The organism is Fusicatenibacter saccharivorans, assembly GCF_027667425.1.
Taxonomy (GTDB): Bacteria; Bacillota; Clostridia; order Lachnospirales; family Lachnospiraceae; genus Fusicatenibacter; species Fusicatenibacter saccharivorans.
Genome location: NZ_JAQEGR010000012.1, coordinates 1 through 16,475, shown reverse-complemented (window position 1 = coordinate 16,475; position 16,475 = coordinate 1). Strand labels below are relative to the sequence as shown.

The following is a 16,475-nucleotide window of genomic DNA, read 5'->3' as shown; positions in this document are numbered from 1 at the left end:
CGTGCCCCGGATCTGTTTTCAGGCCCGGAACCACGCTTTTTTATTTTTTCTGTTTTTACTGATTCTGAAGCGCCATCATAAATGCCGGAATCAGCTGTTTCTTTCTCGACACAACACCCTTCAGCTCGCAGCTGACCTCGTTGACCGGAAGATCTTCAAAAGCTTTTTCGATGACTTCCTTTGCCCCGCTTCCATAATACAGAAGCTCTGTAGATTCTTCTATAATATTGGTCAGCATAAAGAATACCATCTCGATGCCGTGTTTTCCGCACTCGCTTTCCATCTGCGGCAGAAGCTGTTCCTTGATGGATTCCAGCTCGCCCGCATCGAGGGATGTAATCTGGCCGACACCAAACGTAACATCGCCCATGATGAATTTTTTGAAATCCTGGTAGAAAATTTCTTCCGGTGATTTATCTTTCAGGTTGCTTCCTGCACGGAACATTTCGGATGCAAACTCCGGAATGCTGATGCCTGCAATGTCCGCCAGTGCCTCTGCTGCCGCTTTGTCAAGAAACGTACACGTCGGCGACCGGAACATCAGCGTATCGGAAATGATGGCTGCGCAGAGCAGTCCTGCGATGTTCGGCGCGATCTCCAGCTCTTTTTCCTTATAAATTTCATACATAATCGTTCCCGTGCAGCCCACCGGCTCATTGCGGAACATAACCGGCGCCATCGTCTCAAGTGATCCCAGACGATGATGGTCGATGATCTCGAGAATCTCCGCCTCTTTGACGTTATCGACCGCCTGTGATTCCTCATTGTGATCGACGAGAATCAGTTTCTTTCCTGCATTTCCGATCAGGTTCCGACGGGAAATCGTTCCCACATATTTTCCTTTCTTGTTCAGAATCGGGAAATCGCGGTGTCTCTGATTTTTCATAACTTCTTTGATATCATCGAGGAAATCTTCGGTGTTGAACGTGATCAGATTGCTTCTGCGCATCAGATATTTGACCGGAATACTCTGGTTAATCAGACGCGCAATCGTATACGTGTCATGCGGACTGCTGATGATCACACAGCATTTTTCCTCTGCAAATTTCTGAATCGTTTTCGTCACCTTTGCGCCAAGTCCGACGATAATGCAGCTTGCATCCATCTCGATTGCACAGAGCTGGTCCTCCGCACGGTTTCCGAGAATGACAAGGTCATCTTTTTCGATGTAGTTCTCCATCGTATCCGGATGGAATGCGCCGACAACGACTTTTCCGCGGATAAAATATCCATGCTCATTTCCGACAATGACAGATCCGTCCAACGTATCCGCGATACTGCGGTATTGCGTCCTTGCCAGTGACATGACATGGCTGTCATAAGAATCCATATAGGATTCCGCGATATCACTGACCGTGATCACGCCCTGCAGATCATTGTCCGGCGAAGTAATCGGCAGTGTGACTACATTGTTGTTTTTCATCATGGAATACGCTTTTTTCACGGAAATCGTACCCGGCACGCTCGGCACCTCGTGAATCTCAATTTCCTTTACCTGCGTTCCCGCATTCGGCAGGTAGCCCGGCGCACGCACCCCAAAGCGTTTCAGCACATACTCGGTCTCCTCGTTGATCTGACCGGCACGGCGTGCCACGTAGGTTTTTGTTTTATCCGTTCTGTTTTTGATATCCGCATAGGCAATCGCCGAACAGATCGAATCCGTATCCGGATTTTTATGTCCAATTACATAAACTCTTGAATTTGATTTCATAATAGTACTCCTCCCTTCTGTATGTTTGTGGTATACAGTAAGTTCGTCCCGGTAGTTTTACTTCTTTTTTTTGTAACGACTACAGTTACTGCTCACTTCGTGACCAGTAACCGCCGCCCTGCACATGCAAATTCGCTCCGCGAAGTTCCGGGCGGCCACCTGAATCACTTTCTCCTGCAGCCGCGCAGCAAGTGCGCGTCTCAGTAATTTTGGTAACGACTACACACATCTTACCATCCTTTTTTCATCTGGTCAAAGAAAATCTTTTATGTTAAGATAAACGCAGATAGAAAAACGTGCAAAATTGAACCCGATTTTTTCATAAATCCACAATTTTCCTCTCGTTTTCCTGTTATTCTTACGAAAAAGGGGTGTTTCATTATGTCAGAAGAAAAATTAACCATGGATGACTTCTCCGCAGAGCTGGAAGCTTCTTTCAAAAAAATTGAGGAAGGCGACATGCTCACCGGAACCGTCATCTCCGTAGATGAAAAAGAGGTGATTCTCGATCTGAAATACTACGCAGAGGGTGTCATCCGCGCCGAGGACTTCAGCAACGAGCCTGGCTTCTCCTTAAAAGACGCTGTTCAGGTCGGTGACGAAATCACCGCAACCGTGATCCGCAAAGACGACGGCCACGGCAACATTCTTCTCTCCCGCGCAGAGGCAAACGATATCCTCGCATGGGAAAAACTCGCACAGTACAAAGAAGAGAAAACCGTACTGGATGTAAAAGTCAAAGGAATCGTAAACGCCGGTGTTATCGCTTACGTCGAAGGAATCCGCGGCTTCATCCCGGCTTCCAAACTCTCCCTGAACTACGTGGAAGATCTGAATGAATACTTAAACAAAGACATTCAGGTACAGGTTTTTGACCTCGACAAAGAAAAAGACCGCCTGATCCTCTCCGCCCGCGAAATTCTCCGCGAGAAAGCAGACGAAGAGCGCAAAGAGAAAATCTCCAACGTAGAAGTCGGCCTCGTCACCGAAGGAACCGTTGAGAGCCTGCAGCCATACGGCGCCTTCATCAGCCTCGGAAACGGCCTCTCCGGCCTCGTCCACATCTCCCAGATCTGCGCCAAACGAATCAAACATCCATCCGCAGTTCTGGCAGTCGGCGATAAAGTCAAAGTAAAAGTCATTGCCATCAAAGACGGCAAACTCAGTCTCTCCATGAAGGCACTCGACGACGTTGCCGCCGAAGAAATTCAGGAAGAAACCATCGAACTCCCGGAGACAGAGGAAGTGACAACGACACTGGGATCGCTGTTTAAAAATATTAAGCTGAACTAAAGTTGCATCAAAAAAACAGACTTTCCATTCTCACGCATTCCTGCGTGTATCTGGAAAGTCTGCTTTCTATTATAAGAATTCTATTAGCCCTTTACAGCTCCAATCACAATACCTTTCACAAAATATTTCTGGAAGAACGGATACACAACCAGAATTGGAAGTGCTCCCATAACTGCAACGGCCATTTTGATACCAGTCGCTGGAAGTGTAATGCTTTGTGTCAATGCTCCTCCTGAAGCACCGCTCATCAGATACTGCACATCCAGAAGCATCTTATTCAGCAGAACCTGAATACTGTACAGTTTATCGTTATTGATATAGTACAGACCATTCAACCAGTCATTCCAATATCCGAGGCCGACCAGAAGTGCCAGTGTAGCAATAATCGGCGTAGACATCGGAAGAACAATTTTTGCCAGAATTCTCCACTCACCTGCTCCGTCAATTCTTGCAGCCTCGATGACCGCATCAGGAATGTTGGTGGTGAAATACGTTCTCATCATGATGACATAGAAAGCTCCCATCAGAAGATTTGGAACAATCAGTGCCCAGATGGTATTTTTAATATGAAAGATTCCAGTCCACATCATATAGGACGGTACCAAGCCACCGTTGAACAACATCGTAAAGAAAATCACAAAGGAGAAAAATGCTTTTCCCGGAAGCTCTTTTCTTGACAGTGGATAGGCAAACAATGTTGTCAGAGTCAGGTTTGCCACGGTTCCGACTACCGTTACCAGTGCGGAAATGATATAACCTCTTACAATACTGCCTGAATCTACCAGCAGTGTTTTGTATGCATCAAAACTGATTTCACGCGGCCAGAAAGAATATCCATATTTTAATAGAATGTTCTCTTTGGTGATTGATGACATAATCAGCAGAATAAACGGGACGATACACATAGCGGACAGTAAGATCATAATCACATTAGCTGCAATCTGAAAGCTTTTATTTCTTTCAACCATTTTTCATACTCTCCCTTCGCTTAGAATAATGCACTGTTTTCGTCCAGTCTTCGAACAATCAGGTTTGCAATCAGTACCAGTGCAAATCCTACCAGTGACTGATAAAGACCTGCTGCAGATGCCATACCGATGTTGTTCAGCTCCATCAATCCACGATATACGTAAGTATCGATGGTGTTTGTCACGTCGATCAGCGGTCCGCTGTTCATTGGTACCTGATAGAACAGTCCGAAATCGGAATAGAAAATACGTCCTACACTCATCAGCGTCAAGGTGATAATGGTTGTTTTCAATCCCGGTAGTGTGATATGTACAATTCTCTGCCAGCGGTTTGCACCGTCGATAGATGCAGACTCGTAAAGACTGGCATCCAATCCTACTACCGTTGCATAATAGATAATGCAGTTATATCCCAGGTTTTTCCATACATTGACAAAGATCAAAATGAATGGCCAGTACTTCGGATCAGAATACCATCCGATGCCCTGTTTTCCCATTGGTTTCAGAATACTGTTATTAATGAATCCGGCATCTGTGCTGAGGAATCCATATACCAGGTAGCTGACAACGACGATAGAAATCAGGAACGGTACCAGAATTAACGTCTGGTATATTTTCTTTCCCATCGTGGAACGGATTTCATTCAGCAGAATTGCCACTGCAATTGCAAGTACGGTTCCGACTACGATAAAGATTACGTTGTATCCCAGTGTGTTTCTTGTAATTGTCCAAGCATCTTTTGTCTTAAACAAAAACTCAAAGTTTTTAAGACCTGTAAACGGGCTTTTCAGGATTCCCAGACTGTAATTATATTTCTTGAATGCAATGATAATTCCAGCCATAGGCATATAGTTATTGATAAATAAGTATACAAGCCCCGGAAGCAGCATCAGATACATGGGAATAAATCTGCGGATTTTACCCCAATTTCTTTTCATCTTCCCAGCCTCCATTATTTGTTGGCTTCCAGCCAATCATCTAACTGTCTCTGTTTCTCAGCGATGATGGTATCTGCTCCTGCTGCTTTCAACTCATCCAGGAATTTCGGAATGGTAGTTTCTGGATCCAAGGAACCGCACTGCAGTGCAGGACCATATTTGGCAGTTACGTTTGCGCATGCAGTTACTTCGTTCTGTACATTTGTGTTGTCCCATGCAAAACCTTTGGCCGGAGAAACAACCGCATTGTTGTTGAACTCCTGGGTCTGATCCCAGATATCCGGATCATTTCCTTCCCATACATAGGAAATTGCCTCATTCGGCCAAGCCCATGGAAGACTGGTATAACCTGTGTTACTTGCTGTTACACCGTCTGGGTAGTTGATGACACCGTTGTCTTTGTCTGTAAACTCATAATGAGTTCCTTCCAGACCATTGATAAGAATATTTGCCAGATCCGGGTTTGTGTAGATCTCGTTTAATACCTGTACAGCTCTTTCCGGTTTATCACTGTTATGCGGAACATACCATACAATGTCAACACGTGTTGTGGTAGTATATGGTTCTACCAGATTCAAAACAACGATTTCTTTTCCGGACTCTTTTTCGATCTCCTGCTCGATACCTGGTTTTGTATTTGTAAAACGTCCAAAACCTTTACCAGAACCAATCAGACTATTTGCCATTTCAGTAGAAGTGGAAGCATCCGGCATGATCAGACCTTTCTGCGCCCAGTCATAGCGAAGTTTCATTTCGTTCATATATTTATCTGTTGCGTAGTAATTAATAACTTCTGTGCTGTCAGAAGATACACTCTCTAAAGATCCGATATCTCCACCAAGGTCATCTGGGTTTGTCATAAGGCTCATGGAACCCACATGAGAAACAATGGGATATACATCTGGATACATTTCTTTTACTTTTTCAAGGAGCGGCTCCAACTCCTCTTCTGTTTTAATAGAACTATAGTCAATTCCGGTTGCATCTGCCATCTCTTTATTCATAGCAAATCCCCATCCCGTTGCTTTCTCTTTATTGGACGGAACACCATAAATATTGCCGTTAAAGGTTACACATTTCCAGTCGGATTCACTGATTTCAGATTTCATATCGCTGCCATAGCTGTCCAGATAATCCGTAATCGGAAGGATCTGTCCGCTGCTGATTGCAGATGTTACATTTCCACAGTACTCATACATCAGATCCAATTTTTCAGAAGATGCCAATGTCAGGTTTACCTGCTGATCATAGCTTCCAAAGCCAACTCTTGTTACTTCAATTTTTGTATTAAATTTTTCCTCTGTGATTTTGCTCGCTGCTTCAGAAATTTTTGCGCAGTCATCTGTACTTGCATCACCAGGTGCCAGAATTTTTACTGTATAGCTGTCATTATTGCTACTTTCTGCGCTCTTAGAAGATGAACCCTGTGCAGAGCTTGCATCGCTTCCGCAACCTGCCAGCATACTTCCCGCCATAACAGAAACAAGTAAAAATGCCATTGCTTTTTTCTTATTCATTACATTTCTCTCCTTTGTTCTTTTCTTTGTTTTACGAATAGCTATATCCTATCAAAGAAGTATCTCTTTCTCTATAAAATCTGTGACTTTCTCTTTATATATTGTGACATACCACTGTAACTTTCGTTATTTTAACGAATCTGTATACTTATTTCTTGAAAACACACGACATCTATATTAGAATAAATGGCATGTTCCAACAGTTGGAACGCTCACACGATTTTTCTTATATTGTTATATTTTGGGAGGTTCTTATGTTATCTCGTAAAAATTTTTACATCTCATCAAAAATTTTTTTCACCCTTATAAGCCTTATCATGCTTATTCCGCTTACATTTCTGACGATATTTTTTGATTTCTACTCGCTTCGCCTGCTGAACCGCGAAATCGCTTCTGCAAATCGAAATGCTCTGTTTCTCTATCAGGAACAGTTAGAAGCAGATCTTTCCCAGATAGAAACCTCAATGGCACAGAACTGGGCTACGAACTGGAATTATCAGAAACTAAAATATAAACTTGATCCGCTCGATGTTCATTTAAATACACTCTCCATTGTGAATAAAGCACGGGAACAGCTTGCTCTGACAGAATGTCTCGGTGCTGTCTATATTTATTCTGCTCCCAATGATGTCTGCCGCTGTGCCTATCAGGACTGCTATTCCTATAAAGAATTAATAACAATGCAGAATTACGTAAAATCCCTTGATTTTGAATCAACTCCCAAATCCTGGTTTTACGATAAAGTCGGTGATAAATACTTTTTGGTTCGCCTTATCGGTTTTTCCAATGCCTACAGTGTTTCTCTCGTAGATTTTGATCTGGTCATGGCTCCATCTCGCCTCGCCACACAGACGCATAAAACTAGTTCACTCGTCTATCTTTCCAACGACGGAACCGTATTAAATCCTTCTAAAACCATTACAGAAAATAAACTGACCTTTTCGCCTGAAGACAATAACCACATCAAAAAAGGACAAAAAGAAAACTTTTTTGTTGTACAGGATCGCTTAAAATATGCTGATATTACCATGCTTTACCTTTCCCCTTACCAGGGAAGCCAGTTTTATTTAAATGCGACACAGATGTTTGCCATCATTGCCTCTGTGCTGGCACTGCTTTTGATTCCGTTCATGTGTTTTTTGGCCATCAAAATTTACTTTTCTCCATTAAGAGATGCAATCGCTACCATGGAGAATATTCGAAACGGTAAATTGAACTCAAAACTGCAGGAAACACAGTTTATCCGTGAATTTTCCGTCTTTAATTCCACTTTTAACCGAATGATGGATGAAATTCACAATCTGAAAATCCGCACTTATGAAAATAAGCTGATCATTCAAAAATCTCAGCTGCAATATTTTCAAATTCAGTTGAAGCCTCATTTTTATCTGAACTGCCTGAAAACTCTTTACGGTATGATTCAACAGAATAAAGGAAACGATGCACAGCAAATGATTTTATATGTTTCCCAGTATATCCGCTATACCTTCCGCGACAACAGCAGTCTTGTGCCACTGCAGACGGAACTGAATCAGGTACAGAATTATTATAAACTTCAGAAGCTAAACACAAGAGATTCTTCTGAGCTGACCATTTCTGCCGATCCCGCTGTTTCAAAGTTTCCGGTTCCCATGCTCTGCATTCAGACATTCGTCGAAAATTCTTTTAAGCATGGGCGAATCTCCAGCCAGCCGCTCAATGTACACATTTCCGTACAGCTGACAGAGACTGAAGAAGGAAATTATTTAAATATCAGTATTCAGGATAACGGAACCGGATTTCCGGACGAATTTCTGCAGTCCTTTCTGCAACATACAGAAGATGCAGTAACCGGACAGCACATCGGTATACACAATCTCCGTCAACGACTTACCTTACTTTACGGTGATCAGGCCGGACTGATCTGTATGAACAATTCCTCCGGCGCCCTGACAGAAATTATCCTGCCCATCCAGGAAGAACCAAATACCAGTTCAGAAACTAAAAGTAGCTTACTCTCAAACGAAAATTTGTTTTCATTATCCTAGAAAGAGGAGGAATCCCGAATGAATGTATTGATTATTGATGACCAACCCGATGTTGTCGCCGGTATTCATTCCGGCATCAACTGGGATGCGCTTTCCATCCGACAGGTTTTCTGTGCTAACGACATTATCCGTGCGCGTGAAATTCTTTCAAACAATTCCGTGGATATCATGCTCTGCGATATCGAAATGCCGCTCGGCAGCGGTCTTGAACTTTATGAATGGGTTGCGGAGCATTTTCCAGAAATCAAATGTATTTTTCTCACCTCACATGAAGATTTTTCCTATGCACAAAAAGCACTGCAACTCGGCGGATTCGATTATCTGATTCAGCCCGCTCCCTACAGTGCAATTGAGGTTTCCATTCAGAAAGCAGTCCTGCAAATTCAAAAGGAAAAAAAGGAAAAATTTTACAGTGAATATGGAAACTATTTCAGCAAACGCGAAATGGATCTTCTTGATGTGCTTTTAAATGAATTTTTGCAGAAACAGCCTGCAGAACCGCAGAATATCCTGAGTTTTCTGGACACGATCTCCATAAAACTCGATCCCGGCCGTTCCTGTGTTCTGACTTTGATTGATATTCTCGAACAGGACACGCCACATCCAGTTCGTGACCTTTCTCTCCTCCGCTCTATCCTGCAGAATGTCATTTCCGAGCTGTTTAAGCCGTTCACTAAAAAACTGCTTTTCTGCCATGTCCACGAACAGGTTTTTGCCCTTATTTTATACGAAACCGATAATTTTACAAAAGATCAGGTGCAAATTTATTTGCATACTTTTGTGGAAGCCGCTTCACAGTATCTCCACTTTAAAATAGCATGCTACTGTGCTCATTCTGCAAATTTTCTTCTGCTACCAGATAAAATACAGCAGCTTTTGGAACAGCGCAGTGAAAATGTGGCAAACTATAGCGGTATTTTTTATCAGAAATCCAGTATTTCCCAGGTTCCCTACACCCCTCCGGATTTTGTCCACTGGAATGTCATGCTCTCCTCTGGTTATTACGATGCCGTCCGTGCAGACATGCATGATTATCTGCTCCGCCAAAAAGAATCCGGTCATGTAAACCAGAAAATGCTCAGTCTCTTTTTACAGGATTTTCTTCAGCTCTTCTATCAGATTCTGAACCATCACCACATCGGTGCACACGGTGTTTTTGAAAAAGAATACGATATTCACGCCCTGAACAACTCCTGTCATTCCATAGAAGAGATGCATAAACTGCTTGATTTTTCCGTTGATTATCTAAAAAGCCTTCAAATTAGCGCAGAACCAGGTGTTTCACAGATCGACCAGGTGGTAAATTTTATTCAGAAAAATATTCACCAGAATGTTACCCGCACCGAAATCGCACATCAGGTATACATGAACCCGGAATACCTCTCCCGGCTTTTCAAAAAGGTAAAAGGAATTTCACTTTCTGACTATATCGTGCAGGAAAAACTGAAAATTGCGATTTCCCTGTTTGAGGGAACCAATCTCCCGGTCAGTGTAATTGCAACGAATATCGGCTACACGAATTTTTCTTATTTTACACAGGTATTCAAAAAAGTCTACGGAATTTCTCCGAGTGAATACCGTCAAAAGAAAAAATAATGCAAAAATAGTACTGCGGAGCGTAAAGTTTTCCCAAATAAATGTTAATACCCGGGTATAACGAAAATACGTTCCGCAGTATTTTATTTTTGCATTACTGTTTTATCTTCAAACAAGTTTTTATACCGGCATCGCCGCCACAAAATAATACATCACAATAAAATGACAGAAGCTGCCACCCATCACAAACAGATGGAAAATTTCATGTGTTCCGAACTTTTTATGCTTCGCATTAAACATCGGCATTTTTAAGGAGTAAATCACCCCGCCGACCGTATAAATGATGCCGCCCGCCAGCAGCCATCCAAATGCCGGCCGTGAAAGAGCCAGAAACAGCGGATGAAATGCCAGTACACACAGCCATCCCATTGCGATATACAACACTGAGGAAAACCACTTCGGACAATTGATCCAGAATGCCTTGACGAGAATCCCGCCAAGCGCTGCCGCCCACACCAGTGCACAGAGTGCAATTCCCGTCCGTCCATGCAGTGCAATCAGGCAGATCGGTGTGTAGCTTCCCGCAATCAGCACGGAAATCATCATATGATCAAACTTCTTCAGTCGACGGTTTACCTTCCCATTTACATCAAACGTGTGATACACGGTGCTCGCCAGATACAGCAAAATCATACTCAGCATAAACACTGCCATTGCGACCACATGCAGATGATCCGGCTCCCGTGCCGCCTTCAAAAGCAACGGCAGCGTTCCCACCACCGCCAGGATCAGCGCAGTTCCATGTGTAATCGCACTGCCAGGATCCTTGATTCCATTTTTTCTGATATACTTCATCCTGCTCATTCCTTTCCTGTCAGAAACACTGTGTATTTCAATTACTACTTTATGTAGTTTTGATTACTACTTATTATCGTTTCTTTTATTATAGCAGGATAAAATTATTTTTCAAGTCAAAATATCTATTTTCTTTTGAAAATGTTTGACCTGCTTTGACACAAAAAAACAGACTGCTCGCTTACGCATACCGTTGTGCCTGTTTGAGCCGTCTGTTTTTGTATTTTTATTGCTTCTTCGCTTGAATCAGCTTCCATTTTTCTACCCGCGAAAGCTGCTTAATTTCCCATTCTCTCCGCATAGCCTCCTGTTTTGTTAAAAAGGTTTCAAAATACACCAGTTTTACCGGTTTGCGGCTCTTTGTATATTTCGCTCCTTTTCCAGCATTGTGTGCCTTTACTCTGCGTTCCAAATTATTGGTCCAGCCTGTATAAAAAGATCCATCGCTGCATTCCAGAATATATGTAAAATTCCCCTGTTCCATTTCAAATTCCGTTCCTTCTGTTCATCTGTATTCTATGTAACTTTAACACTCGGTTCTTTTATGCGCAATCAAAAAAATAAGAAAGAGTCCTGCTTCGCAGGAAAATTCAACGAAGTTTCCTGTAAGCAAAAAACCGTCCGGATTTCTCCGAACGGTTTTCTCATTTTTATTTTTACTGCATTGCCAGCTCATCTACCGCCAGTTTCAATGCGCCCATGATACCCTGGTTGTCGTTCAGGCTTGGAAGTACAATGTAGCTGTCGAGATCCTCAAGTTCTTTTGTTACAAGATATCCGTTCAGCTGTTTCTTTACTTCTTCTCTTACGAGCGGCATCATATGCTCCTGATGCATAACGCCTCCGCCCAAAACGATTCTCTGCGGGGAGAGCAGCATGATGCAGTCTACAAGTGCCTGTCCGATATAGTAAGCCTCAAGCTCCCATACCTCTTTTTTGTCTGCCAGCTCAATACCTTTTTTGCCCCAGCGTGCTTCAATGGCAGGACCTGCAGCAAGGCCTTCCAGGCAGTTGCTGTGATATGGGCATTTTCCGCCGTAAGTATCTTTCGGATGTCTGGTCAGCAGAACGTGTCCGCCTTCCGGATGAAGCATGCCGTGCAACAGCTTGCCATTGGAAATAATTCCCATTCCAACGCCCGTTCCGATGGTGATGTAAATGCTGTTGTCCAGACCTTTTGTGATTCCCCAGGTAGCCTCACCCAGTGCAGAACCGTTTACATCGGTATCAAATCCAACCGGGATGTCCAGTGCATCTGCGAAAGCGCCTACGATGTTGTAGTTCTTCCATGCTAATTTGGGAGTTGTGGTAATGTAACCATATGTTTCGGATTTTCTGTTCAGGTCGATCGGTCCAAAGCAACCGATTCCCAGTGCCTGAATGTCCTTCTCTTTGAAATACTCAATCATTTTCGGAACGGTAATTTCCGGTGTCTCGGTCGGGATAGAAATTCTCTCATAAATTTCTCCATTTGCGTTTCCAATTGCGCAGACCATCTTTGTTCCGCCTGCTTCTAATGCTCCAAGTCTCATTGTGTTTTTCTCCTCTCTTACGCCTCTGGATTTGAGCAGATCACGGAAAGTTTTCCTTCAAATCTGCATCCGTTAAAATTAGCCGGAATAATAAAGTGTGTACCTTTTTTCACCGTAATACCGTTTACAGTACCCTCTCCGGCAATAACGCTTACATTAGTATAATATTTTTTCGCATCCAAGGTGAATACACCGTCGATGTCGTATTTATCTACAGAGTAGAACTTGCATGTTACAAAATGGGTATGTACCGCGCCCGGGATTTCCTCTGTAAAGGTATCGATATCTGCCGTTTTAAACGGAGCCTCGATAACATCGATACTCTGCTCTACATGAAGCTGTCTCGGTTTGCCGTTCTGCAGTCTGTCATAATCGTATACACGATAGGTGATATCGCTGCTCTGCTGTGTCTCCAGAATCAGTGTGCCGCCTTTGATGGCATGTACGCATCCCGGATTGATCTGGAAGAAATCTCCCTTATGTACCGGCACTTTGCGGATGAAATCGCTCCACTCATGATTGCGGATCATTTTCTCCACTTCTGCCTTGTCATTTGCATTGTGTCCGATAACAATTTCTGTACCCGGTTCGCAGTCCAGCACGTACCAGCACTCGGTCTTTCCAAGAGATCCATTCTCATGCTCTCCTGCATAAGCATCATCTGGATGAACCTGGATGCTCAGATCATTTTTTGCATCAATGATCTTGATCAGCAGCGGAACCTGGCTTCCCGGGTAATTTCCGAAAATTTCCGGCTCCTCGTTCCAGAGCTCACCTAATGTTTTTCCATCAAATCTTCCGCCTGCCACACGGCTCATTCCGTTGGCATGTCCGCTGATCGCCCAGCACTCGCCGGTTGTATCGCTCGGAATTTCGTAATCAAATACGTCTCTTAACTTTGTTCCACCCCAGATTGCTTCTTTGAACACCGGGTCCATAAATAAAAGCTCCATATTTTTCTAATCCTCCTTGTTTTCAGGATCTGTCCACTACATCTATTTTAACCGATAACATTCAAAAACGAAACCCCTAAAATGACAAACTTTCACATTTTCTGTAACCGGTTACTTTCCTTTTATTCCACCCTTTTTCTATATCAAAACAATCCTGTTTGTTATATGTAAAGCTGACTGTTTTCAGCCAGCCTTTTTTATAAAAAGCAATCGAAAAACGGTATTTTACCATCCGCGGTCTGCGCCGCCTTTTTTGTATTCAAAACCTGTAAAAAAGATTCGATTGCGAATCCTACACTTTATAATACTTTCCCGCATCCCATTTCGTGCAGGTCCTCTTTTTTATTCCGAAATTGCCGGGAGATATACCATAGGATCAATGGCTTTTCCGTCTTTTTTCATCTCAAAGAAAAGATTGCTTCCCTCTTTTACATAATATTTCGTCGGTGCTGCAACTGCTCCGATCCGTGCTGCTTTCTGAACTTTCTGGCCTGCCTCGAGGGAAACGTCTGTGAGCTGTCCGTAGATGGCTTCGTATCCATTTCCAAGATTCATGGTGACGGTGAGGCCGGTTCTTGCATCATTTTCCACACTCACAACTTCTCCGTCCGCTGCCGCCAGAACCGGAGTTCCTTCTGCCGCCGAGAAAACAACGCCTGGATTGCACTGGTAAAGATCCAGTGTCGGGAAATAAACGGTATTTTCCATGTTATACGGAATCAGAACTGTTCCAGTAACCGGCAGTTCCATGATTGTCGCTTCGCTGAACATCAGATCCTGTGCAGCCCCTGCTGTCTCAACTGCCGTTTCCTGATTTTCTGCAGAATCCACAGTTCCGGATGCTGCACTCGTTTCTTCATTCGCCGCTGTTTCTCCTGATCCTGTTTCTCCGTTCTGATCCGCCGCTGTTCCGTTTACCGCCTGCGCGTCCTGTCTTTCTGTATTCCCATCTGATTCTTCCGGTGTATTCTGAGCCGTCTCTGCATCTGCTTCTGGATTTCCCGCCGCCTCTTCTTCACACGCCGCTTCCATTTCCGGCACCTGTTCCAGACTGTTTTCCACATCATCTGCCTGATCCTGTACGGCACGCGTTCCGTCTGCATCTCCCGCCGTCTCCTCCGTCTGCTGTTCTGTAGTTCCGGTGCTTTCGTCCTCTGTAAGCTGTGCCGTCTCTCCCTGTTTCGCCTGATCTGCCTTACCGTTTCTCGCATCCTGCTGCCAGGTCAGCACTCCGCCTGCAATCATCATTGCCAGTGCCGCTGTGATCACGCCGATTCTCAACTTGTCTCTTTTCATGTTCTTACCACCTCTGCTGATATCTTTTTAAGCATTTCAGAGGCGTTTTTCGATTTCTCGCTCTCCTCCTGCTTTTCTACAGTAAGCAGTATTTCCCATCCGGCGCGATCTATACACAAAAACTGGATTTTTCCTTTCCGTTATCCACAATTTTTCCCCTGCGCTTCTTTCTTTTGTGGAAAACATAATTCTTTTCTGCGCATTCCGTGCAAAACATCCCCAATGTTATCCACACCTTATTTTCTCGACTTGCTTCACGTAAAAAAAGAGCCGGAACCGGGAATTTTCTCCCGTTTCCAGCTCTCGCTTTCACCTGTATTTACTGTAATCTTCCATACACCGTACTCGCATCCGCGATGCTGTCCACCGCAGATCCCGAATCCGTCATGGCCTCTGCCGTAACAAGTATGTACTCTTCGCCTCCATATTCTGCAAAGCTGACCAGGCACTGACCCGCCTCATCGGTAAATCCGGTCTTTCCGCCTTCAATGACTGCCCCGTTCTCCAGTGTCGTACTCATCTCATAGCTGGTAAACCGGTGGAGCATCGTGTCATACAGCGTAATTCCCTCCGGGTGTGATGCGGTAGCTTCCGTTGTGTAAACCTCCCTCGTCACGATCTCGCGAAACGTATCACTCTTCAGACACTCGCTCATCAGCACCGCAATATCACGGCAGGTAGAATAATGGTTGTCGTTATGCAGTCCCGTGCAGTTCTCAAAATGCGTATTGGTAAGTCCCAATTCTTCTGCTTTCTGGTTCATCATGGCCACAAAACCTTCTTCCGATCCGCCGACTGCTCTCGCCAATGTCTCACATGCATCTGCGCCGGATGGAAGCAGCACACCATAGAGAAGATCACGAACCGTCGGCTGTTCGTACGGATTAAATCCCGCTACCGACGCATCCTGTGCCGTCAGTTCCTCGAAGATGTCCTCCGGAACCGTAATCGTCTCGTTCAGATCCGGAAGATTTTCAATGGTAAGCAGCGCTGTCATAATCTTTGTCATCGACGCCGGATAAATTCTCTCATCTCCGCCCAGATTCATCATCTCAGCCAGATCGCTTTCCCGCACCAGCAGGGCATGCTGACTGTTCAGACCATCTGACGAAATCTGCTGTACCGGCTCAGGCGTCGGTGTAATCTCCTCCTCCGGGCTGGAATCCGATATCGGCTCTGAACTGTCCCCAGCAAGAGAGGATGACGAAACCGAAGAGGATGCACTTGCGTTTCCATCCGTCTGTTTTTTCTCGTTCTTCTGCATCTGATATCCAAGCACGCCAATCAATCCGATAATGATAACAAGCAGAACACTTAAAATCACTTTCTGCTGAAACTGGCGTCTTCGTCTTTTGTTTTTCTTTTTTTGTGCCATAAACAGATTCCTCCGTTCTTTTTTATTCTTTCAAAGCATAGTACATTTCCTGCTCTTTTGCAAGATTTTCGCCGTAACCTTAAGATAAACATAATCAAAATTGGTCCACCGGACCAATTTTGGATATGCAGAACAAAAAAAGAACCCTCGAAAGGGTTCCACATAGTGAAGCATCGGGGATTCGAACCCCGGACAACTTGATTAAAAGTCAAGTGCTCTACCGACTGAGCTAATGCTCCGTAAAATATGCCTAGTTCCGGAATCGAACCAGAGACACGAGGATTTTCAGTCCTCTGCTCTACCAACTGAGCTAACTAGGCATAAAATTGCGGGAGTAGGATTTGAACCTACGACCTTCGGGTTATGAGCCCGACGAGCTTCCAGACTGCTCCATCCCGCGATATCCTATTTTTGTACTTGATTTCTCAAGTAAAGCCGATGATCGGACTCGAACCGATAACCTGCTGATTACAA

The 16,475-nt window shown here is 44.1% G+C and carries 13 protein-coding genes and 3 tRNA genes; 3 read left to right on the top strand and 13 right to left on the bottom strand.

Annotated elements, in window-relative coordinates; genetic code table 11:
* Positions 1-55: 55 nt before the first annotated feature.
* Positions 56-1,711 (bottom strand): putative manganese-dependent inorganic diphosphatase, encoded by a 1,656-nt coding sequence (locus PGS38_RS11980; RefSeq protein ID WP_117510673.1) that lies wholly within the window; start codon positions 1,709-1,711, stop codon positions 56-58.
* Positions 1,712-2,092: 381 nt separating this feature from the next.
* Here PGS38_RS11980 and PGS38_RS11975 point away from each other — a divergent pair, with 381 nt between their 5' ends.
* Positions 2,093-3,004: a 30S ribosomal protein S1 gene (locus PGS38_RS11975; RefSeq protein ID WP_117813161.1), complete on the top strand. Its 912-nt coding sequence runs from the start codon at positions 2,093-2,095 to the stop codon at positions 3,002-3,004.
* A gap of 83 nt (positions 3,005-3,087) precedes the next feature.
* Here the strand turns inward: PGS38_RS11975 and PGS38_RS11970 are convergent, their stop codons facing one another.
* From PGS38_RS11970 to PGS38_RS11960, 3 genes are read right to left on the bottom strand one after another with little or no spacing between them, the layout of a single operon-like run.
* Complete coding sequence (locus PGS38_RS11970; RefSeq protein WP_117762170.1) at positions 3,088-3,972, bottom strand: carbohydrate ABC transporter permease; 885 nt, start codon at positions 3,970-3,972, stop codon at positions 3,088-3,090.
* Between the two features lie 20 nt (positions 3,973-3,992).
* Positions 3,993-4,910 (bottom strand): ABC transporter permease, encoded by a 918-nt coding sequence (locus tag PGS38_RS11965; protein WP_117813176.1) that lies wholly within the window; start codon positions 4,908-4,910, stop codon positions 3,993-3,995.
* A gap of 14 nt (positions 4,911-4,924) precedes the next feature.
* Entirely contained in the window at positions 4,925-6,427 is a 1,503-nt protein-coding gene (locus PGS38_RS11960) for an ABC transporter substrate-binding protein (RefSeq protein WP_117801779.1), read from the bottom strand.
* 317 nt (positions 6,428-6,744) lie between these two features.
* On the opposite strand from PGS38_RS11960, the gene PGS38_RS11955 reads away from it, so the two are divergent.
* Positions 6,745-8,454, top strand: a complete 1,710-nt coding sequence (locus PGS38_RS11955) for a sensor histidine kinase (protein ID WP_158565035.1) — start codon at positions 6,745-6,747, stop codon at positions 8,452-8,454.
* Positions 8,455-8,472: 18 nt separating this feature from the next.
* Positions 8,473-10,050: a response regulator gene (locus PGS38_RS11950; RefSeq protein WP_270476302.1), complete on the top strand. Its 1,578-nt coding sequence runs from the start codon at positions 8,473-8,475 to the stop codon at positions 10,048-10,050.
* Positions 10,051-10,170: 120 nt separating this feature from the next.
* Here PGS38_RS11950 and trhA read toward each other — a convergent pair whose 3' ends face one another.
* From trhA to PGS38_RS11905, 9 genes are all read right to left on the bottom strand, one after another.
* Entirely contained in the window at positions 10,171-10,845 is a 675-nt protein-coding gene (trhA, locus tag PGS38_RS11945) for a PAQR family membrane homeostasis protein TrhA (RefSeq protein WP_270476300.1), read from the bottom strand.
* A 226-nt stretch (positions 10,846-11,071) separates the two neighbouring features.
* The gene (locus PGS38_RS11940; RefSeq protein ID WP_055220299.1) at positions 11,072-11,329 is read right to left on the bottom strand and encodes a GIY-YIG nuclease family protein; all 258 of its coding nucleotides are present in this window, start codon (positions 11,327-11,329) and stop codon (positions 11,072-11,074) included.
* A 172-nt stretch (positions 11,330-11,501) separates the two neighbouring features.
* Positions 11,502-12,377, bottom strand: a complete 876-nt coding sequence (locus tag PGS38_RS11935; protein ID WP_022461220.1) for an ROK family protein — start codon at positions 12,375-12,377, stop codon at positions 11,502-11,504.
* Between the two features lie 17 nt (positions 12,378-12,394).
* Positions 12,395-13,330, bottom strand: coding sequence for a mannose-6-phosphate isomerase, class I (manA, locus tag PGS38_RS11930; protein ID WP_270476299.1), 936 nt, complete (start codon positions 13,328-13,330; stop codon positions 12,395-12,397).
* Positions 13,331-13,672: 342 nt separating this feature from the next.
* Positions 13,673-14,626, bottom strand: coding sequence for a peptidoglycan DD-metalloendopeptidase family protein (locus PGS38_RS11925; protein ID WP_117762165.1), 954 nt, complete (start codon positions 14,624-14,626; stop codon positions 13,673-13,675).
* A 319-nt stretch (positions 14,627-14,945) separates the two neighbouring features.
* Positions 14,946-16,001 (bottom strand): D-alanyl-D-alanine carboxypeptidase family protein, encoded by a 1,056-nt coding sequence (locus PGS38_RS11920; RefSeq protein ID WP_118595197.1) that lies wholly within the window; start codon positions 15,999-16,001, stop codon positions 14,946-14,948.
* A 166-nt stretch (positions 16,002-16,167) separates the two neighbouring features.
* Positions 16,168-16,240 (bottom strand) — tRNA-Lys (locus PGS38_RS11915).
* A gap of 8 nt (positions 16,241-16,248) precedes the next feature.
* Positions 16,249-16,321: transfer RNA gene (locus PGS38_RS11910), tRNA-Phe, on the bottom strand.
* Between the two features lie 6 nt (positions 16,322-16,327).
* Positions 16,328-16,401, bottom strand: a tRNA-Met gene (locus PGS38_RS11905).
* Positions 16,402-16,475: the final 74 nt, after the last annotated feature.

Bases quoted from the DNA above. Each gene is read 5' to 3' on its own strand.
- PGS38_RS11980 (WP_117510673.1), bottom strand. From the start codon at position 1,711: ATGAAATCAAATTCAAGAGTTTATGTAATTGGACATAAAAATCCGGAT.
- PGS38_RS11975 (WP_117813161.1), top strand. From the start codon at position 2,093: ATGTCAGAAGAAAAATTAACCATGGATGACTTCTCCGCAGAGCTGGAA.
- PGS38_RS11970 (WP_117762170.1), bottom strand. From the start codon at position 3,972: ATGGTTGAAAGAAATAAAAGCTTTCAGATTGCAGCTAATGTGATTATG.
- PGS38_RS11965 (WP_117813176.1), bottom strand. From the start codon at position 4,910: ATGAAAAGAAATTGGGGTAAAATCCGCAGATTTATTCCCATGTATCTG.
- PGS38_RS11960 (WP_117801779.1), bottom strand. From the start codon at position 6,427: ATGAATAAGAAAAAAGCAATGGCATTTTTACTTGTTTCTGTTATGGCG.
- PGS38_RS11955 (WP_158565035.1), top strand. From the start codon at position 6,745: ATGCTTATTCCGCTTACATTTCTGACGATATTTTTTGATTTCTACTCG.
- PGS38_RS11950 (WP_270476302.1), top strand. From the start codon at position 8,473: ATGAATGTATTGATTATTGATGACCAACCCGATGTTGTCGCCGGTATT.
- trhA (WP_270476300.1), bottom strand. From the start codon at position 10,845: ATGAAGTATATCAGAAAAAATGGAATCAAGGATCCTGGCAGTGCGATT.
- PGS38_RS11940 (WP_055220299.1), bottom strand. From the start codon at position 11,329: ATGGAACAGGGGAATTTTACATATATTCTGGAATGCAGCGATGGATCT.
- PGS38_RS11935 (WP_022461220.1), bottom strand. From the start codon at position 12,377: ATGAGACTTGGAGCATTAGAAGCAGGCGGAACAAAGATGGTCTGCGCA.
- manA (WP_270476299.1), bottom strand. From the start codon at position 13,330: ATGGAGCTTTTATTTATGGACCCGGTGTTCAAAGAAGCAATCTGGGGT.
- PGS38_RS11925 (WP_117762165.1), bottom strand. From the start codon at position 14,626: ATGAAAAGAGACAAGTTGAGAATCGGCGTGATCACAGCGGCACTGGCA.
- PGS38_RS11920 (WP_118595197.1), bottom strand. From the start codon at position 16,001: ATGGCACAAAAAAAGAAAAACAAAAGACGAAGACGCCAGTTTCAGCAG.